The 16,641-nt window shown below is 36.4% G+C and carries 17 protein-coding genes and 1 tRNA gene; 10 read left to right on the top strand and 8 right to left on the bottom strand.

The window, feature by feature from the left end:
• Entirely contained in the window at positions 1 to 720 is a 720-nt protein-coding gene (gene exbB, locus COMX_RS06610) for a tonB-system energizer ExbB (RefSeq protein ID WP_034338379.1), read from the bottom strand.
• 125 nt (positions 721 to 845) lie between these two features.
• Positions 846 to 1,412 (bottom strand): biliverdin-producing heme oxygenase, encoded by a 567-nt coding sequence (locus COMX_RS06605; protein ID WP_034339181.1) that lies wholly within the window; start codon positions 1,410 to 1,412, stop codon positions 846 to 848.
• A 218-nt stretch (positions 1,413 to 1,630) separates the two neighbouring features.
• On the opposite strand from COMX_RS06605, the gene COMX_RS06600 reads away from it, so the two are divergent.
• The 4 genes from COMX_RS06600 (at position 1,631) to COMX_RS06585 (ending at position 5,551) form a co-directional block, all read left to right on the top strand.
• Positions 1,631 to 3,916 carry a TonB-dependent hemoglobin/transferrin/lactoferrin family receptor gene (locus COMX_RS06600; RefSeq protein WP_034338376.1) on the top strand — a complete coding sequence of 762 codons (2,286 nt, stop codon included), beginning with the start codon at positions 1,631 to 1,633 and terminating at the stop codon, positions 3,914 to 3,916.
• Positions 3,917 to 4,160: 244 nt separating this feature from the next.
• Positions 4,161 to 4,511 carry a hypothetical protein gene (locus tag COMX_RS06595; protein WP_034338373.1) on the top strand — a complete coding sequence of 117 codons (351 nt, stop codon included), beginning with the start codon at positions 4,161 to 4,163 and terminating at the stop codon, positions 4,509 to 4,511.
• 16 nt (positions 4,512 to 4,527) lie between these two features.
• On the top strand, positions 4,528 to 5,253 hold the full coding sequence (locus COMX_RS06590) for a hypothetical protein (protein WP_152534170.1): 726 nt from the start codon (positions 4,528 to 4,530) through the stop codon (positions 5,251 to 5,253).
• Between the two features lie 222 nt (positions 5,254 to 5,475).
• A tRNA-His gene (locus COMX_RS06585) sits at positions 5,476 to 5,551 on the top strand.
• Between the two features lie 20 nt (positions 5,552 to 5,571).
• Here COMX_RS06585 and COMX_RS06580 read toward each other — a convergent pair.
• Entirely contained in the window at positions 5,572 to 6,441 is an 870-nt protein-coding gene (locus tag COMX_RS06580) for an SDR family oxidoreductase (RefSeq protein WP_034338367.1), read from the bottom strand.
• Positions 6,442 to 6,619: 178 nt separating this feature from the next.
• Here COMX_RS06580 and rplM point away from each other — a divergent pair, with 178 nt between their 5' ends.
• From rplM to argC, 3 genes are all read left to right on the top strand, one after another.
• Positions 6,620 to 7,099 (top strand): 50S ribosomal protein L13, encoded by a 480-nt coding sequence (rplM, locus tag COMX_RS06575; RefSeq protein ID WP_034338364.1) that lies wholly within the window; start codon positions 6,620 to 6,622, stop codon positions 7,097 to 7,099.
• A 5-nt stretch (positions 7,100 to 7,104) separates the two neighbouring features.
• Positions 7,105 to 7,599: a 30S ribosomal protein S9 gene (rpsI, locus tag COMX_RS06570; RefSeq protein WP_034338361.1), complete on the top strand. Its 495-nt coding sequence runs from the start codon at positions 7,105 to 7,107 to the stop codon at positions 7,597 to 7,599.
• A gap of 106 nt (positions 7,600 to 7,705) precedes the next feature.
• Positions 7,706 to 8,623, top strand: coding sequence for an N-acetyl-gamma-glutamyl-phosphate reductase (argC, locus tag COMX_RS06565; RefSeq protein WP_084051532.1), 918 nt, complete (start codon positions 7,706 to 7,708; stop codon positions 8,621 to 8,623).
• A gap of 44 nt (positions 8,624 to 8,667) precedes the next feature.
• Here the strand turns inward: argC and COMX_RS06560 are convergent, their stop codons facing one another.
• From COMX_RS06560 to COMX_RS06550, 3 genes are all read right to left on the bottom strand, one after another.
• Positions 8,668 to 9,168 (bottom strand): hypothetical protein, encoded by a 501-nt coding sequence (locus COMX_RS06560; RefSeq protein ID WP_152534169.1) that lies wholly within the window; start codon positions 9,166 to 9,168, stop codon positions 8,668 to 8,670.
• A gap of 7 nt (positions 9,169 to 9,175) precedes the next feature.
• Positions 9,176 to 9,706 carry a Panacea domain-containing protein gene (locus COMX_RS06555; protein ID WP_051461933.1) on the bottom strand — a complete coding sequence of 177 codons (531 nt, stop codon included), beginning with the start codon at positions 9,704 to 9,706 and terminating at the stop codon, positions 9,176 to 9,178.
• Positions 9,707 to 9,866: 160 nt separating this feature from the next.
• Complete coding sequence (locus COMX_RS06550) at positions 9,867 to 11,414, bottom strand: alanine/glycine:cation symporter family protein (protein WP_034338353.1); 1,548 nt, start codon at positions 11,412 to 11,414, stop codon at positions 9,867 to 9,869.
• Between the two features lie 350 nt (positions 11,415 to 11,764).
• Here COMX_RS06550 and COMX_RS06545 point away from each other — a divergent pair, with 350 nt between their 5' ends.
• Together COMX_RS06545 and COMX_RS06540 are read left to right on the top strand one after the other, a co-directional pair.
• Entirely contained in the window at positions 11,765 to 11,974 is a 210-nt protein-coding gene (locus COMX_RS06545; RefSeq protein ID WP_034338350.1) for a hypothetical protein, read from the top strand.
• A gap of 54 nt (positions 11,975 to 12,028) precedes the next feature.
• Positions 12,029 to 12,280: a hypothetical protein gene (locus tag COMX_RS06540; RefSeq protein WP_152534168.1), complete on the top strand. Its 252-nt coding sequence runs from the start codon at positions 12,029 to 12,031 to the stop codon at positions 12,278 to 12,280.
• Positions 12,281 to 12,494: 214 nt separating this feature from the next.
• Here COMX_RS06540 and COMX_RS06535 read toward each other — a convergent pair whose 3' ends face one another.
• Together COMX_RS06535 and COMX_RS06530 are read right to left on the bottom strand one after the other, a co-directional pair.
• The gene (locus tag COMX_RS06535) at positions 12,495 to 13,763 is read right to left on the bottom strand and encodes a serine hydrolase domain-containing protein (RefSeq protein WP_051461932.1); all 1,269 of its coding nucleotides are present in this window, start codon (positions 13,761 to 13,763) and stop codon (positions 12,495 to 12,497) included.
• Positions 13,764 to 13,972: 209 nt separating this feature from the next.
• Positions 13,973 to 14,719: an SDR family NAD(P)-dependent oxidoreductase gene (locus tag COMX_RS06530; protein ID WP_034338344.1), complete on the bottom strand. Its 747-nt coding sequence runs from the start codon at positions 14,717 to 14,719 to the stop codon at positions 13,973 to 13,975.
• A gap of 366 nt (positions 14,720 to 15,085) precedes the next feature.
• On the opposite strand from COMX_RS06530, the gene COMX_RS06525 reads away from it, so the two are divergent.
• A complete protein-coding gene (locus tag COMX_RS06525) occupies positions 15,086 to 16,639 on the top strand; it encodes a hypothetical protein (RefSeq protein WP_235176785.1) in 1,554 nt (517 codons plus the stop codon).
• Positions 16,640 to 16,641 lie beyond the last annotated feature (2 nt).

Raw genomic sequence — 16,641 nt, 5'->3', positions numbered from 1 at the left:
TTATTCTCCTGCAGCACGCAGACCAAATTGAATAACTTGCCCTTTGCCTTGTTGTGCAGTCATTTGGCTGACGTCCCGAGAAACAATACGCATGATCAATGTACTGAGATCGGCGATGTGTGCTCTGCAATGCATAATATTCCGAGAGAATATATTATATAAGATCACTGCTGGAATAGCTGTAACTAATCCCAAAGCAGTGGCCAATAAAGCCTCTGCAATACCAGGGGCTACCACGGTTAAGCTGGTGGCTTTGGCTGCAACAATTCCTGTAAAAGAATTCATAATTCCCCAAACTGTACCAAATAATCCAACAAAAGGTGCAGTTGCTCCAATAGTAGCAAGCAACCCTGTGCCTTTTAATAAACGGCGTCCTTCGCTGGCTTCGACGCGTTCCAAAGTCATGGCAATGCGTTCTTTAAGCCCTGTCAGATCATGGGTAATTCCTTTGGAAGACTGATATTCATCCAGTACTGCCATTATCATTGCACCAACAACACATTTTTTATTCTGTATATGCTCTGCTTCTAGTTTTCCAGATTTTTGTAAGATTACCTGTTCTGTATAAAGATTTCTATGTACAATAAAAAGCTCAATTGATTTAGCAATACAAATAGTCCAGCTTAATAAACAGCCAAAACTTAAAATGACCATAACGATTTGCACAACGATATTGGCTTCTAAAAACATCGACCATGGTGAAAAAGAAATCGGCGTCATGAATGTTCTCCAATAAACAGTAAAGGAATTAAAGGCTTTATTAAGCTAATAAAAAACCGCATCAGGGTGAGTTTCATTATGATAAGAGGCATAGATCCCTGATGCGGATAAGTAAAAGTTGAGACTTACCCAGTGATGTTTTGAAGATGAGAAAAAACACGTTCAAATGTTTGTTCGGCAGCTTTTACAGCTACTGGAATATCTATTTTTGCGCTGTCGATTGCGGATTGAAAACTGCGCCAAGACGTACCACGTCCTTCACTATCTGCACCCAAATGTCGGGCACCATATTCATCAGAAAGGCCAATCATTCCAACATGGTGTAATAGATATTTTGCCCCTAATTTTGATCCTTCCACAACGTATAATGAACCAATCGCCGAAGAGGTATTCGTAATTACAGGAGGTTGGATAGGAGATGGAATGGTCACACCTAAATCTTGCATGTCCTCTTTGACTTTTACAAAACGATTGCGTAGGTGCAAATTGGGAATAATTGCTGATAGGTTAGAATTTGAATATAAGTGATCAGCATCTCGATGAATATAATATTGTAGGGTTAAAAAAATCTTATATTTTTCTTTGTCAGAAAACAGGCCCATTCCCATAAGATGCTCGTCCAATTTTCCATGAACGCTTTTTGTACGATTGCGTAAAGATGAGGTTAATAAGGGTTCCATAACTTCTGACATATTTAGCTTTCCGAAAGTAAATAATTTTTTTGTTTGAATCATAATAATATAAGAATGATTCGCAATTACATATAACCTTTATAGTATATGCGAATGATTTGCAATATATATTGAATTTAATAATTATTCTCATTTAATTTGACAATTTTATATAATTTAGCTAATCATTGATACTAATAATCATTCTCATTAATAAATAAACTAATCTGTGGATTAAAATGAAAACGCATTTCTTAGCAAAAACACAAGCATCCTGGTTAATGGCATCTAGTTTTCTATGCCTAACATCAATTGGTGCATTTGCGCAAACAACCCAAAGTTCGTCTGATTTAACGACGCAACAATCAAGTTCTGACGACACAGCAACCAATGTTAACCTTAGCCCAGTTGTGGTCAAAGGAAAGTCTGATCCTATCTTAGATGCAGCCAAAGTCGATCCTGATAAAGACTATACAAATGTTGGAAAATCACGCGTTTTAACCACAACAATTAATAGAGAAACGTTAATTGACCGTCAAATTGATGACTTGGAAGATTTCTCACGACGTGTTGATGCCTCTGTTAATTTTAATGAGGATAGCTCCAGCTTAAATATGCGTGGTTTGGATCGCAACCGTGTGTTGGTGACCGTTGATGGAATAAGACAACCTTTTTCGAATGATGGTGCTTATGCAGGCGGTTCGCCTACTCAACAAGGTGGGGTAGGTTATTTCGACTTTAATAGTATGGGCGGTATTGATATCATTAAAAGTTCCGATTCCAGCTTTTTTGGAACAGGGGCCTTGGGTGGTGTTTTGGCGTTTCGCACTTTAAACCCAGAGGATATTTTAAAACCAGGAAAAACATTCGGGAATTCTACAAAAGCAACTTATGCTGGGCAAAAAGAGGCTGCAATTTTAAATCAATCTTTTGCTGCACGATATAAAAATACGTTATTCTTATTATCTGGTGGTTATCAAAATGGCAGCGAAACTGGCAATAGAGGCGAAACAGGTGGGCAAGGGAAAAACCGAACCAAGGCAAATCCTGCACATTATGTCCAAGGTAGCTTTTTGGGTAAAATAAGGCATTATTTTTCTGGTGGACATCGTTTAGACCTTACGGGGGAATGGTATGATTTAAATAATCATGAACATACATTGACCTCTCAAACAGCTGTTGGACAAGATTATCATACGAATACAGAAAACCAACGCTCTCGGTTTAGTGCGAATTATGATTATATTGCTGAAAATCCAAAAGATCTTTTCGGTGAAGGGCATTTTACGGCCTATTGGCAAGATCAAAATACCATGACGAATACAACAAATTATAATTCTAAACGCCCCGCAAGTAATGTATGGCAGGATTTGAAGCTGAATACTCAAACTTATGGTGCTTTGGGTTCTGCGACCGTGAATGCCTATACGGGTTCAGTGCATCATGCGATTACATTTGGTGGAGAGGCTTATTTATCTGATACAAGTCAAAAGCAACGTGGTTGGCGTGCAACCCCCAGTCCATTTGTACATAATAATTATGCTGATATGCCAGATGTTCATGGTACGGATTTAAGTGCCATGTTGCAAGATAGGATCTCTTTGGGTAAAAATGATTGGTTGCACTTAACCCCTGGTGTTCGGTTTGATTATTATAAAAGAGATCCTCACGATACAAAAGACTATCAAAATAACCCAGGTTATACAGGCTCATCATCAGGTGCCAGCGGTTCTCGTTATTCTCCAAAATTTTTGGCAGAGGCAAGAGTGGCAAAGAAATTGACGGCATATGCGCTTTATTCACAATCTTATCGTGCGCCTTCGGCAACAGAGCAATATTTATCTTATAGTACTGCTCCTTTTTATTCTGCGAGTGGCAATCCTAATCTAAAAGCAGAAAATGGTCGTGGATGGGAAGTTGGTTTAAAATATGGTGATTCAAAACGTGGGGCTAATGTTGCGTTTTATGACAATTATTATAAAAACTTCATCGATATGATGGGGGTTACCCCATGTAGTTATATGCAATGTTTTGGGTATACAAACCTGAAATCTGTGCGGATCTATGGATTAGAAGCGAATGTTAATTGGGAATTTGATAAACATTGGCACAGCTGGGGATCTTTTGCTTATACGAAGGGAAGAGATACCGATATGGATTATAATCTGGCTTCCGTTGCACCTTTCCGTGGTATTGTTGGTTTTGGCTATAAACAAGAAAATTGGGGAAGTGATCTATCCAGTACGTTTGCGATTGCACGAGACAATGCAAAATATATGACCAGTACTGGTACTCCAAGCAAACAGTGGAATACGCCAGGATATGTAATTTTTGATTGGACAGGTTGGTATCGTCCTGCATTTTATAAGCCTCTGAAAATTCAAGCAGGGATGTATAATATGTTTGATAAAAAATATTATAATGCAACCTCTTTACCAATTGGACAATCAGCAAGCGGTATGCGTCAACAATTTTACAGCCAACCAGGACGCTATTTCAAAGTTACCGCACGGATCGACTTTTAGAAAGAATATTTATTCATAATCATCAAACGAATTGTTTAAGCCGTAAGGGAAAGGTTACGACCATTCTTTTACGGTTTATTTATGATAAATAGCTGTACAATTTAATAGAAAATTATAGGGTTGTTGCTTAAAAAACTCAAATTGTTTTAATATTATAATATTATTTTACATGCAATAATTTCGATTGATTATTCATAAGTAATCTTAAATTATGGAGGTAATTTTTATTAACTAGGAGCTTATAATGTCTGAATCTATTTTATTTCCAACTCATCAATCAATATCAGATTCTATGGATGGATCTGTTGTTCACGTAGATAACAAGCAATCTGAAGAGCATTCGTTCATTATGGGTCATAATGATGTAAATGAAGCACAAAAGATCACAATTTTACAATCAGGAAATGATTGGTACCAAAAAGATTTGTCTCATATAACAACGAATCTGATGCGTGCTGAAATGAATACGACTGCGTTGACACCAAGTAATGAACAAAACCAAAGTTTAAATATTGCTGCTAAAGGTAAAGATTTTACGTTAATCTCACCAATGAGTCAACCTATAATTATTCCCCCCCCCGATGGGATTTTATGATGGACAACTGCAGCCATTGTCAGTCGTTTATGAAAATTTATTAACTGATATTTACAAGGATGTGTTAGGAAGAGAGCCTACTAAACAAGAAATAAAAAAAGCTGATACAAATAAAATTGTTCTTACAGGTAAATTAAAGCCAGAGATTGATAAAGTAGTTTATTCTCAGGAAGCATACAATCGAATTGCACAGTTGGATAAAGCAATAATGGGACACGATGTAAGCGAATCGACGATTAGAGATCAGCAGTCTCAATTATCACAGTTTAATTTTATAACATATGATAAGTCCCCAGCGTATGTTAGTCGGGTATCAACTATGTCTGATATTCGTAATGATTTTGCCTTTAGTCCATCAGTCCGTGAAGCTGTTGTAAATATGTTAACGAATATGGGTGTTAATCCTTCGGAACAAGATATTACTTGGTCACAAGACAGATTTGCTGAGGGTAAAGATGCTCAGTGGGTAAGATATGAGCACGCACATGGGTATCATGGTGATTATGCGGCCAGGCAATTAATGAGCAGTATATTAGGTCGTGCAGCTACGGATGGTGATAGTGGATGGTTGAATGCCATGAAAGATGGTTTGGGTAATGGTATGACCTATCAACAGCTTTTATCACAAGAAGCTCATGGTTTTCTAGGTGATTATGCGGCTAAAGAGTTATTGCAAAAAATTTATGGACGTTCAGCTACAGATAGTGATACCGCATGGTTAAATATGGTCAAATATGGTTAAATATGGTTAAAGATCAGTTAGCTGGTGGTAAGTCTTATCAACAAATTTTAAGTGACAATACTTAAATTTTCATAGGTTATTTAGCTAAATATCTAATGATAAGGGCTATCTGTTTAGCGGATAGACAACTTTTATCATGATAATTATCTTGAGTTTATATTTTTTTAATAAAAACAATTGACGACAACCTGAGAAATATAGTAAATGGTTTCTCAGATTGTGGCGGACGTAGCTCAGTTGGTAGAGCGCTGGTTTGTGGTTCCAGTGGTCGCGGGTTCGATCCCCGTCGTTCGCCCCATCTTTTTTCCCTTTAAAGTTTTATAGCTTTGTTTGTTCTATTCCTTTTGAAAAAGGAATCGGTGTAAAGCTCAACTTATTTTCCATTTCTGTAATATCGAAATTTTTATCCTCGACTAGTCTTTGGATTTCTGTAGGTTCAATAGTAGGAATAAATGGAACAAATTTCGTAAAAAATGCTGCTATTTTTAACAAGGAAATAGGTAAGGGAATAAAAGCTTTTGGCTTAATTCCGGCATGATACATTATAATTTGTATGAATTCTTTATAAGAGATGACTGACCCGCCAGCTATTACAATGCTATTTGCTTCTTTCCAGTCTTTGGATAAAGCTGATAAAATTGCTTTCGTTACATCAGATTGGTGAATAGGCTGGACAAGAGCTTTGCCACCATCAGGTAAAGGAATAACAGGCAGTTTCTTAAGGATCTTAGCTAGGCGTTGCACATTATTTTCCCCTTGGCTGCCATAAATCATTGTGGGATGTAAAAAAATGCCTGTGCGCTCACTTTTTAAAAAGGCGTGCTCTCCAACAAGCACGCCATTGCCATGCGAATCTGGCCATTTAGTAAATTTACGAGTGCTGCCTAAAAAGATATAAGTTGCCTCTTTGGGGCCAGCTTTTATAATGATAGATGCATGACGAGCATGAGCTGTACTAACAATATGTGTGGCATCTTGTAGAGCGCTTGTTAACAAGCTCAATGGTCCTTTTAAATCAATTATCCTAAATTCGCAGTCAATATTTGTTTGTTGCCACTTTTCTGGAGATCTGACCAAAGCGATGACAGTACAGCCATGATTCTGTAATTCTTTGATCAAAGCCAAACCAGATCGTCCAGAAGCACCGATAACATGTATTTTTTGTGGAAGGGAAAAGAACAGATTCATAAGGGTTTCACATTGATTTATAAGGAAAAATTAAAGATAAGGTATCAGGATACCGCGCTAAAAAGCACTGAAAAACAATAAAAATTAACATTTTTTTAAAAATTGCTTGACGAAATCCTTTCTTACGCTAAAACAAGGTCTAATTCATAATGCTGATAATTAACGGAATTTAGAGTTAATGAAAACAACCATTTCGATAAAACCAGCGGAAGTAACAAAAAATTGGATCCTTATTGATGCAAAAGACATCGTATTAGGTCGCCTTGCTGTTATTATCGCTAATCGCCTTCGTGGCAAGCACAAAGCACAATATACACCACATGTTGATTGTGGTGATCATGTTATTGTTATTAATGCAGAAAAAATTGCGTTAACTGGTAAAAAAGTTGAGCAAAAAAAGTTCTATTATCACACCAACTTTCCTGGTGGAATTAAAGAACGTAGCATTACTCAACGTTTGACTGGTAAAAATCCCGATCACGTTGTGGTAAAAGCTGTTGAACGTATGATCAGCCGTGGGCCGTTACAACGTAAACAAATGAAACACTTATATGTTTATGCTGGGGAAACTCATCCTCATGAAGCACAACAACCAACACAATTGGATGTTGCTGCATTAAATCGCAAAAACACTATTAACAAAGCTGTTGGAGCCTAAGAATTATGTCAGAAACACAAGAACGTACTGGTGGTTTGGCAGATCTTAAAGAGGCTGTTGTAAATACACCTTTGGCACAAGAAACTGTTATTCGTGAACCAAAACGTGACCAATTTGGTCGTTCATATGCAACAGGTCGTCGTAAAGACGCAGTTGCTCGCGTATGGATTAAGCCTGGTAAAGGTGAAATTACTGTAAACGGTCGTGCTGTTGATGTATATTTTGCTCGTCCAGTTTTGCGCATGTTGATTAACCAACCTTTCGAAGTTGCAAATCGCCTTGGACAATTCGATATTTATTGTACCGTCAGCGGTGGTGGTCTTTCTGGTCAAGCTGGTGCAGTTCGCCATGGTTTAAGCCGTGCGCTTTGTAACTATGAGCCAGAATTACGCGGTGGATTGAAAGCTGCTGGATTCTTGACACGTGATCCACGTGTTGTTGAACGTAAAAAATACGGTAAAGCAAAAGCTCGCCGTTCTTTCCAGTTCAGCAAACGTTAAGATTTACAGTTTTGTATTTCAAAAGGGCGGGGAAGGGTCAAACTTTTCACCGCCTTTTTTATTGTGTATATTTAAAATTCAATTTATTTAAAGTCAAAGGTGCATGATGTCAAAAATGCCAAAGATTTTCATTGATGGTGAATATGGAACAACGGGTTTAGGCATTCGTCAACGACTAGAAAAATTGCCTGTGCAAGTATGCTCTATTCCCGTTGAGAAACGACATGATATGAATGTCCGTTTAGACATGATGGCACAAGTGGATTTGGTGGTTTTATGCTTGCCTGATGATGCATCACGAGAATCTGTGGCTGCTGTTCAATCTTTGTCAGGACATCAACCCAAGGTCTTAGATGCCAGCACGGCGTTCAGAACTGATCCTGATTGGGTTTATGGATTTGCAGAGTTGGATCAAGATCAAGCAGCGAAAATTAAAAAAGCACCTTTGGTTGCTAATCCTGGTTGTTATTCCAGTGGCGCGATTGCATTGCTGCACCCTTTGGTGCAAGCAGAGATCATGGATAAAAACTATCCTGTGACGATCAATGCTATCAGTGGGTATAGTGGAGGGGGCAAGCAAATGATTGCTTCGTATGAAGTGAAAAAAAATGCACCGCCTTTTATGTTGTATGGTTTAAATTTACAACATAAACATTTGCCAGAGATTGTGCATTACGCAGGATTAAGCCGTGAACCTATATTTGTTCCTTCTGTAGGGAATTTTGCTCAAGGGATGATTGTCTCTGTTCCGTTGCATTTGGATATTTTGTCAAAGCAAGCCAGTGTTGGTGATATTAGACAGTGTTTAAAACAGCATTACACAAATGCAGAAACGGTTGCTTTTATTGATGAAGATTCAGCAAAATTATCAGGCGATCAATTGGCACTGACTGATAAAATGGAATTACGTGTACATAGTAATGCGCGTCAAGACATGGTGGTATTAACAGCAATTTTTGATAATCTGGGTAAAGGTGCTTCTGGTGCAGCGATACAGAATATTCGTCTGATGTTGGGGGTGTAGAGGTTTGGTATTAAAGTGCTTATTTTTAGAGATAGATAAGCATTTTATGATTTGTCTTTTTTATTAGAGTTTTTTATTTGTTGGTTGATACTTTTCTCTTCTGATAAAAACAAACCTCTAAGGATGATTTGTACAAGCCCAATAACACTGGCTGCAAAGCCGCCAATTAAAGTTGTAATAGCGATTTTGTCTAAATTAAAACCTCTATAATGAAATGCTTGTAGGAAGATAATAGCAAAACAAGAAAGAGAAAATAGATAAAGATATAAAATCATCCAAAAAGCGCATTTGCTTCGGAGGTTTGTATTTCTTTTATACCTTTGATTAATAAGTTCAGGGAGTTCTTCTACTTTCTTAAATAATATTTTTATGTTTTTAAATTTGTCATATTCTTTTGCCGCATTATCATAAAAAAGTTCTTCACTTTTTTGATGTTTTGGATTTTCCGTTAGGCTTGGAGTTTTATTTTCATTTTTTTGTGCTTCGGCAATAGCCTCTTCATACTTATTCTTTTGATTGTTTGATGAAGAGGTTGAATTGTTCATCGTTCTATTATGCACCGCAATTTAAAAGTTGCTCATAATGTTCCTTGATAAGGTCTTTGGGGATTTCTCTGTTTCCTTTTTCTTGAGTTTTACTCCAAGGTGTACCAGGTTGATGAGTTAAAGCAGAGAGTTTAAAAGCATTGCATTCACGATAATTATTCCAGACAGCTTTAATTAAAGCAAGGTCGTCATCGCATAAATCACCTGTTATTCGAGGACCTCTGGTTTCTATTGTGATATCTCGATTACTATCATTTTCGTGAATAAAATCCTTAACAGGGCCAGAACCGTACTGTGCTAATGCGTTGTATAATTTACGGTAAACAGGACCATAAGGCCAAGCTTCTACAGGTTGTTCAATAAGAGGCTTGTTGCGTAAGGCTAGGCTCCATCCTTGTGCAATATAAGGCAATTTTTGTAATTGCATATTGGTTAAGGTTATACCTTCTTCTCTTGCTAATCTTAAAAATTCATTAGCAATTGCAGCCACATCGTGGCCGTTATGAGGAATGGGGTGATGAGAGAATGTTTCGGACATCGTAAGCTCCTTTCCTTTGTAGTAATATGTATAGCAGGTTATTTGCTATTTGTATCAAAATATTCATGTTTATGCGCTTTATATAATGTTTTATTTTAAATTGTAAAATAGTATGAAATCAATTTTTTTAATAATGCTCTAATTATAGCATAATTTTTTATTATGTACCATTATCTTTCCCATCCCAACATTCAGTCGTAAACCCATATTCTTCAGAGTTAAATGCTGTTACTTTATTTTTGCGATAATCAGCTAATGCTTTTAATACAAACGGTAATCCCAAGAGTAACAGAGGAATATTGATATAAACCATAATGATATTCATGAGGTCAGAGATATACCATAAATTACCCAGCTCTAGACCAGCCAAGATGGTTAAAATTCCAAAGGGAACAAATACCAACGATCCCAAAATGCGAATGACTATAATAAAGCCATGCTTCTTGGAAATGAAATTGGCTGAAATCTCGGCGAATGAGATCATGCCTAATAATGTTGTAAATGCAAATAATCCATAACATGCACACATAATGATCTCAACACTCTTGGCGAGGGATGTTGGCACCAGTGTTTTAACGGAAATCAAATAGAGTGTGATTTTTGAAGCTCTAACGGACTCCCACATCACACCGTCAACAGAGCCAGTCCATACATGTGCCATAATGACGATAAAGCCCGTCATTGTACAAATCACCATCGTGTCAAAAAAGACCCCAAAACTTTGCACTAATCCTTGCTCACAAGGGTGACGGTTATTGGCAATAGCTGCTGCCATCGTGATGGTTCCTTGACCTGCTTCATTGGACATCAGACCTCTTTTTACACCTTGCGCAAGGGCAGTACCGATGGCTCCACCAAAAATGGCATGAGGGGCAAAGGCTCCGACCACGACTTCACGGAAAAAGTAAGGAATTAAAGGAAAATTAATCACGATGATGATAATCGATATGCCAATAAAAATAACAGCTTTGATAGGGACGAGGACATCAGAATACGCAACCACACGGCGAATGCCACCAAAGATAATAAAGGTGCATACCACGACCAAGATGACTGCAATCGTATAATATAATGTGGATTGATGGCTATAATGCTGACCTGTTGCTGCTTGTGCTATACTGCTGATGGCAGAGAAAACATTAAAGGTTTGTGCTGGAATATTAAACAGTGCGTAGGTTATAAATGCACAGGATAAAAATAACCCAACATAACGTTTATTTCCCAGTAAACGTTTTCCATAAAAAGGTAAGCCACCCACAAACTCGTCACCTTTTTTCTCTTTGAAAAGTTGCGCCAATACTGATTCTGTAAACGCAGATGCCATTCCAAAAAAGGCCGCGACCCACATCCAAAAGAGTGCGCCTGGCCCGCCAATGGAGATGGCTCCTGTAATGCCAACAATATTCCCTGGTCCTGCACGCATAGCCAACCCAAGCATAAATGATCCGATAGCACTGACCCCTTGTTGAGATGGTTGTCTGGCTAACATTATTTTTATTGCAGGACCAAAGCTGTGTCGTTGAATAAAGCGAGTGCGAATGGTGAAGTAAATTCCAACACCAATGAGTAAAAGAACAGGAAAGGAGAATTGTCCTAAAATAGGGATCATTTTATACCAACCAATATTGGTTGGAAAATCCCAAATGGCATCGGTAATTGGTGCTAATAAAGCAAAAAATTGATTAATGAAATTGAAAATATTATTCACAATGGATACTCACATTACTTATGGCGGTAATATAAATCGAATTGTGATGAATGAATAGGAATTGTTTTCTGATATTTTGATTTAAATAGACATGACATAAGAGAGTCTTGTAAGGATTAAAATAAGGCGAATAAATAGTTGTTATTTATACAGATGAAGATGAATTATTTAAGTAATAGATCAATCAAACTATTAAGGTTGTGAAAAAAATTATAAGAAACAATTTTTCAGTTTTAATACTGTTTATAAAGGTTTGATCTATATTTTTATGTTTACAAAATATAGTGTTGCATTTTGTACTGTTTGGAAAAAAATAGTCAAAAGCGAGAATAAAATTTGTAACGGTTAAATTGTGTATTCAACTTTTTTTGGCTGGTTTAATTTATAGTTTTCTTGGTTATGCTCAAGTTTCACCTAATGAGATTATTCAAGGCCCATTTAAAACAAATTTATACTCAGAGGGTAAAATCTATTTTGAAAAAGAAAATGATGCAACCCCTGATGATAGCTGTCAGACGGTTGCCTTCATGTTAGAATATAAAAAAGATAATAAACTTTAAAAAGAAAAAGTTGATGAATATGAGGAGAATGGAGCTTGTGTAGAGATTGCTTCAGTGTTTTTTTCTCAGATCCATAAGGAAAATTATATATTCGTAATGCAAAATTGGGAAATTCGTAATTTGGGTATTTATTGTGATTTTTATGAAATGCGTGCTTATACTAAAAACAAAGAAGGAAAGTTGGTTATAGATACAGATATTTCTGCTGATCCTAATTTTTCAGGAATGGATAGTGTCGTGGATGATGATAAAAATCCTAAGCGTTACTATAAATATAAGACAGCTGCAGCAGTAAAAAATATTTGAAACAAAAATATCAATAATATAGATGTAATGGGTGTCTTCATAATAGTTGCACCCGTATAATTTTACCAAATATGTTCTGTAGTTTTTATTAAACGCACTGTATATATTTTATAATCAATAAAGAGTGATAAAAATTTGATATTTTATCACTCTAAATATAAATCAAGATACAATAAATTAATCTATAATATATATGTATTTTGCTTTTAACAGCTTATTTATGATCTAATTTGCTAATAATTGTATCAATAACAGTATATACAGCGGTATCGTCATCGTCTTTTTCAGCTACTTTTCTGGAACTTTGTTTTACGACTACGACTTTTGCTGTTGGATCAACATAAACGATTTGATCGTAAATACCTACAGCGGCAAAAGCATGATTAGGGTTATTTCTGATCCACCACTGATCTTTATATGTCCACCCTTTAGTTGATTCAAAATGGGCGTAATGGCTGTTATCGAATGCTTCTTTAGAACCACCTTTGATAACTTCATCAACATAATTTTTGCTGACAATTTGTTGGTTTCCTAATTTACCATCATTTGCCATAATCATTCCAAATTTGGCTAAATCAACTGCTGTGGAATTAGATCCTGCACCACAGAAAGCTTGTCCTTGACGATCAACAAGGATGTAGGCGTCCCGTATCGTTGATAGTTTTGACCACAGATTTTGATCAATCAAGGTTTCAGCACTTTTCCCAGAGGCTTTTTGAGCGATCCAACATAGAACATCAGTATTTGGGGTTGCATAATTAAATATTTTTCCGTGCTCACCTTTGCCTTTTTTAATTCCTTGCAGGAATTTATGGATACCGATTGTATCATTTTGCTCAGCATCAGGGGCTGCAAAACCCATTGCCCTTAGGTAATTATTAAATCCTGATTTTGGATCGTCATAATTTTCAGTATAATCAAGGCTGACCAACATATCTCTGACTTGTTGAACGGTTGCATCTGCCCAAGCAGAATCTGCAAGTTCTGGAACATATTGGGTGACTTTTGCATTAGGATCTATTTTACCTTCATCGATCAAAGGTTGAATAGCGGTGGAGCTGATGGATTTCGTCACAGACATCATTTGATGACGGGATCTGTTATTTTGTCCATTAAGGTATTTTTCGTAAATAATTTTATCATTTTTTACTACGATAAATGCATCTGTATAAGTTTCAGCCAAATATTGAGTGAGTTTGACGTGATTTCCTTTTCCGTCTTTGACGATCAGATCGTCTAGGTTTTGAGGTGTTTTTGGTAACCCAGTTGAATAATGTTGGCCATCTATGTTGGCAGATGGATAGAGTTGTTGCATATGTTGATATGCCCATCGGTTGGCGGGATAGTAGAACCCATTCCCAGCATTAGCCTTAACACTTTGTCTTGTTTCTGGTGGTTGTACTACATTTGCAAGGGCAACATTATTATGTAATGACATCAAGATAGTGATAGAGAAAATAGAGGCACCAAAAGCTTTTTTCATGTATGTTTCCTTTATTATACTTAAAGCATTAAATATATAATAAAGAGTAAGTAATAATTTAAAAAATCATATTATTGTAATCGATAAATATAAAAAGGTAATTTTAATTAGAGTTTTATTAGTAATATTGATGAATTTATATTCAATTAGAAAGTAAAATATAAGTTATTTCCGTTCCTAATTGAAGTATTATTCAAATATGTATTATTTTATTGCGCGACATAACCGCCATCGACAAGAAGGGCCGCTCCATTAACAAAGCTTGCTTCGTCGCTGGCAAGGAATACAACAACATTGGCAACTTCTTCTGGTTTTCCCAAGCGACCAATGGGGTGTAAATCTACAAGGGATTGTTTGATATCAGGAGGTAGTGTACTTAATAATGGTGTATCAATATAACCAGGGCAAACCGCATTAACGCGGATATTTTTGGCGGCATAGTCAATAGCCAAAGTTTGAGTTAATAATTTGACACCACCTTTGGAGGCAGCATAGGCTGTAACGCCTTGTTTTCCTACCCATGAATGAATAGAGCCACAATTGACAATAACGCCAGGTTTATTCTGTTTTAACCAATATTCGATGGCATATTTGTCTAATAAATAAACAGCCGTTAAGTTAATATCAATTGTTTTTTGCCAATGTTTAAAATCGAGTTTATCAATAGGGCCATCATTAGCAATGCCAGCATTAGCAAACACGATATCCAAACCACCAAAATGTTTTACAGTTTTTTCAATTAATGCCTTGTTTTCATCTTCGCTGGTTACGTTTATTTTTACAAAGAGGGTTTTATGCCCAGATTTATTAAGGTTATCGGATAGGGTTTGTCCTTCTTTATCATTTAAATCTGCGATAACAACATTGGCACCTTTTTTGCAAAATTGTTCGACGGTTGCTTTGCCAATACCACTGGCACCACCAGTGATGATAATTGTTTTATTATTAAAGCTCATGATCTTTTCCTTAGTTATATATGTATGGTCTATAAATTAAGACCTTATTGCTAACACTATCATATAAAATAAGGATAGGTCTTTATTTCATGTTAAATATTTTGTGATTTTCCCCTTAAAAATTGAAGAATGATAACGAATAATAGATTAAATTAAGTTTAAAATTTTATGGCAGATCAAGGAATTAATCATGGCATAACATGCTTTTATATTGACTTGTTTTCTAAAAAGGCAGAGCATATTTAAAGTAAATTTTGTCAATAAAATAAATATATTAAAAGGGAAAAACGGTGGAATATAAAAGAATTTTATTGCCTTGTAAAACGCTTGGCTTGTTCTGGGTTGATAGGAACTGTTTCTTTTGCAATGGCTAAATCTAATCAAGTTTCATCAGATTTAGTATATTCAAAATACGTACAACAATTGCAAAAATCATCAGCGCATAGTGTAATTATGTTTGCAGGCCAAGGCGATGTACAGCCTTATTCTTTGTTTGTGCATTCTCCATCGGTCATTCCCCTTTTAAAAAATCAGTACGACGAGGTATTATTAAATGCCATTATTAAAATGACTCAAGAAACACGTCAAATTGCCGTGACGAAACATCCTTGGGGGACATTTGTACAAGCGGCCAGTTTTGCTTCTCAGGATATGGCATCTGAAACCAATTATGATGCAATTTGGTTAAGAGATAGTGTTTGGGGGTATTTAGCCTTGGATAGTCAAGCAGACACAAGATCTGAAGCACATCAAGTCTTGTTAACTTTGTGGGATTACATGGCAACGTCTCATCAAATTGACAGAATGAAATCCATTATTCTTAATCCTGCGTTGGTTAATGATAAAGATGGTCAAATGAATGTGCCCCATATACGTTTTAACAGTGCATCCGCACAATTTGAAGATGTACAAGAAAAGGGTAAACCGCAGCCCTGGACTCATAAACAAAATGATGCTTTGGGGCTATTCTTGGATACGACGTTGCAAGAAGTCAAAGATCATAAAATTACAGCTGATGAATGGAATAAAGATAAGCGTTTGGATGCATTAATTTATTTAGTAGGGTATTTGGATAAAGCGCGTTTTGATCAAATGGAAGATTCTGGTGCATGGGAAGAGGACGCGCGGTTAAATACGTCTTCTGTAGCATTGGTAACATCTGCTCTAGAAAACCTACAAAAAATGATTGCCAAACCATCAGATGTTGAAAAGCCTTTTGTTGAGTCTTTGCAAGACCGTGCTAAAACCCTTAAATTAGAACATTTTATCAATTCTGAAAATTTATTGCGTTTGGTTGATTTGGGATATTTACGAATTGATAAACAATTAGCAATGGGTGGGGAATCCCCTGATTATCCTAAAACGGATCCCCGTTATCGTCAGGCTGATGCAGCATTATTGAATTTAATTTATCCTGCTCGTTTGCATCGCTTAACGATTAAACAAAAAGAACAAGTGTTAGATATCGTGGCACCTTTAATGGGCGATATTGGTATTCGTCGTTATTTTAATGATAATTATCAGTCTGCTAATTTCTGGTTTCATAATATTAAAACCGATACGGACAGTGCTAGTCACGCAGAACGAAAAAAACAATTTGTCCCAGGAACCGAGGCACAATGGTTTTTTGATTCTTGGTATGCAAAGGCTGCTTTGATGGTTTATGAAGAAAATAAAAATCCCCATTACAAAGCATTGGCATTTCGCTCTATGAATCATGCTTTGGCACAAATTACTGGGCCGAATATGATCGGTGCAAATGCAAAACCAGTAGCAGCAATGGCTTTGCCAGAAAGCTATAATTTTATTGCAGATAACGGAGAGCTTTGGGAAGCTCCAAGTCCGATTACGCCATTAAACTGGGCCAAAGCCTCTATGACGCTGATGTTGGAAGAAATGAAAGCTGATATTCATAAATAAAC

Origin of the sequence: Commensalibacter papalotli (ex Servin-Garciduenas et al. 2014), from assembly GCF_000527695.1 — a bacterium.
GTDB lineage: Bacteria > Pseudomonadota > Alphaproteobacteria > Acetobacterales > Acetobacteraceae > Commensalibacter > Commensalibacter papalotli.
This window is presented reverse-complemented; position numbering and strand designations above follow the sequence as displayed.